Raw genomic sequence first — 2587 nt, forward strand, 5'->3', positions numbered from 1 at the left:
TGGCTGCCGCAGTCCTGCCCTGCACCGCAAACCTTCAGCGTCATGGGGCGCAGCTACTCGTTTAGCTGGGAGCCTGCATGCCGCTTCGCCCTGGCCATCGGACCGCTGATCGTCGCCCTGGCCTCCATCTTCTTCGCCGTCACCATCGCTCGCGGAATCAAGGGGTCTTGATATGCCACTACTGCTACCACTGCTCGCCACCTTCCTCGGCTCCATCGTCTCCGGTCTCGTCTTCCGGGCGTTGGCTTCTCTGGGCTTTGCCTACGTCGCCTATGTCGGTATCGGTCGTCTGATCGACACCGTCGACAGCTACGTCAAAGGCCTGTTCAGCGCCATTCCCGCACCGGTTGCCGCCATCCTCGGCATGGCCAAGATCGATGTGGCCATCAACATCATCATCGCCGCCGTCATCGCCCGCCTGATGCTGGCCGGGATGGACCGTATCACCGGCACCATCACCGGCCTCGCGCTGCTCAACAAGGCGGGTGGCTGATGTTCGTTCTGCGCACGGGTCTGCAGGGCAACGGCAAGACCCTCAACACCATCAAAGAAGTCGACGCCAAAGCCGCGAAAGAAGGCCGCCCGGTCTACTACCACAACATCCGTGGCTTCGATCCGAACGCCGAAGTGCTCGAAGCGGTGTGGCAGGAATTCGACGATCCGCAGAAATGGCACGAGCTGCCACAGAACGCCATCATCGTCATCGATGAAGCGCAGACCTTCTTCCGTGTTCGTCCTGCCGGCTCTGCCGTACCCGCCTACGCCAGCGCCCTGGAAACCATGCGCCATCGCGGCCATGAACTGCACTGCATTACCCAGAACCCCGGTCTTCTCGATACCCACTTCCGCAAGCTGTGCAACTCGCACATCCACTACGTGCGAGGCCACAAAGGCCAGATCATCAAGCGCTGGGAGTTCGAGCGCGTAAACATGGACGTCGAGAAGAAGAACGACTTCAGCGACGGCCAGGCCACCCGCGTCCTGCTCGATAAGAAATACTTTGGCGTGTACCAATCCGTCGCTGAAGGCTCTGAACATCACATGAAATTCAAGCCGCCTCGGGCATTGTTCGTTCTGATCATCTGCGTCCTGGGCATCGGCTACTTCGGCTATGGCATTTATGAACGGCGCATTGCACCGCCCAAGCCAGCACCCGAGCCAGCAGCAGACGCGCGCACAGCCACACCGGCAGGAGCGCCCGTCGCCCAGCAACCGCCCCAGGAAGGCCCCGAGCCGTTATCGACAGAGGATTACGTCTCCCTGCGTGTGCCACGTATTCCAGACGTCCCCAGCTCGGCGCCCATCTACGACGAAATCACCCGGCCTGTGACCTATCCGCAGCTCTCCTGCCTGTACACCGCCGATCCCGACCTGCTGGCCAGGAACCACAAGCGCTTCACCCTGGGCCATATGGATAACAAGGTTTACGGCTGTCGCTGCAACACCCAGCAAGGCACCCGAGCGGTGGTGTCCTTTGAAGCCTGCATGGCCTACGTCAACGAAGGCGCCTTCGATCCGGCCAAGCCTGACCGGCTGGCAATGGATGGCCAGCTTCAGCAACACGCAACCCAACCCCAGCTGCAGCCAGGGTCTGGCCTCAATGGCTATGGCTCCGTTGGTGGCGTTCACAACCTCAAGGGGCGTTTTCAATGATCGCCTGCCGCAAGGGCTATCAGCCGGCGCACCACGAGCGTAAAGCCACGCGCGGTGGCGTGGTTGCGCGTGAGGCACGAGCGCGCGTGTGCGCCGCCGCGCGGGCGCTGACGTCCCTGTAACACGTCAGATAAAACCATTTCGAAATGGCAAGTAATGGCCAGTAAGGAAACCCAAGCATGAAAGTTAAAGACTTTGTCCGACTCGACCTGAACGGTGAGCACAACCCATTGGGCCGAATCTTCGTCGATCCGGGTACCGCTGAAATCGTTGATCTGTCGAAGGCCAAGATTCTGGCCTGCAGCGTCGATACCGTCCGCCAGCTCTATCGCGGCCTGATCCGCCCGGAAATCATGTGCCTGTTCGACAAACCAGGGACCATCGTCGATTTCGCTGGCCAGCGCTGGCACTCCGGGCGGGTCAGCAAGGATTCCGGCTACCAGTACAAGCTGCAGAATGCTGACCTTGGGTTCGTCCTGCTGGTGAAGAACTTCAACGCCAAAATCGAGAACATCGGGCCACACCTGAAAATCGAGGTGTCTCCGCATGCCATCGACCAGTTCTGCCCCGAGCGCCTGCAGGAACGCCTGGATTACTACGCCAGCCACGTCCTGACGAACATTGAGCGCAACCAATGCGCCGTCCACCTCGCGCTAGACCTGCAAGGCTGGACGCCCCCGTCTGATCTGGTCGCTCGCATGCACTGCCGCGCACGCGCTGCCCGTGATATTTCCGGCATCAAGGAAATCACCTGGGACACAAAAAGCAGCGTCTACGGACGTGGTGAAACCTACATGTTCGGCTCTGCAGGTGGCGTCCAACTGGCGATCTACAACAAAACCGAACAAGCCCGAGCTATCGACAAGCTCGATTACTGCGAAGGTGTCTGGAAACGTCGCGATAGCTTCGATGAAGGCGACCCGGACAACTACGA

At 60.2% G+C, this 2587-nt stretch carries 3 protein-coding genes and 1 pseudogene; all 4 read left to right on the top strand.

Annotated elements, in window-relative coordinates; all coding sequences use genetic code 11:
* Nucleotides 1–3 precede the first annotated feature (3 nt).
* Complete coding sequence (locus DXK50_RS24745; RefSeq protein ID WP_283089367.1) at nucleotides 4–171, top strand: virulence factor TspB C-terminal domain-related protein; 168 nt, start codon at nucleotides 4–6, stop codon at nucleotides 169–171.
* 1 nt (nucleotide 172) lies between these two features.
* Nucleotides 173–493, top strand: a complete 321-nt coding sequence (locus DXK50_RS24750; protein ID WP_212632135.1) for a DUF2523 family protein — start codon at nucleotides 173–175, stop codon at nucleotides 491–493.
* Entirely contained in the window at nucleotides 493–1653 is a 1161-nt protein-coding gene (locus DXK50_RS24755) for a zonular occludens toxin domain-containing protein (RefSeq protein ID WP_212632136.1), read from the top strand. Before DXK50_RS24750 ends, DXK50_RS24755 begins: the two co-directional genes overlap by 1 nt.
* A 179-nt stretch (nucleotides 1654–1832) precedes the next feature.
* Nucleotides 1833–2587: pseudogene (locus tag DXK50_RS24760) on the top strand (hypothetical protein); the annotation flags it as partial.

The sequence above is a fragment of the Pseudomonas sp. KB-10 genome, assembly GCF_018221585.1.
Taxonomy (GTDB): Bacteria; Pseudomonadota; Gammaproteobacteria; order Pseudomonadales; family Pseudomonadaceae; genus Aquipseudomonas; species Aquipseudomonas yangonensis.

Coding starts and splice junctions, on each gene's coding strand:
- DXK50_RS24755 (WP_212632136.1), top strand. CDS start 493: ATGTTCGTTCTGCGCACGGGTCTGCAGGGCAACGGCAAGACCCTCAAC.
- DXK50_RS24750 (WP_212632135.1), top strand. CDS start 173: ATGCCACTACTGCTACCACTGCTCGCCACCTTCCTCGGCTCCATCGTC.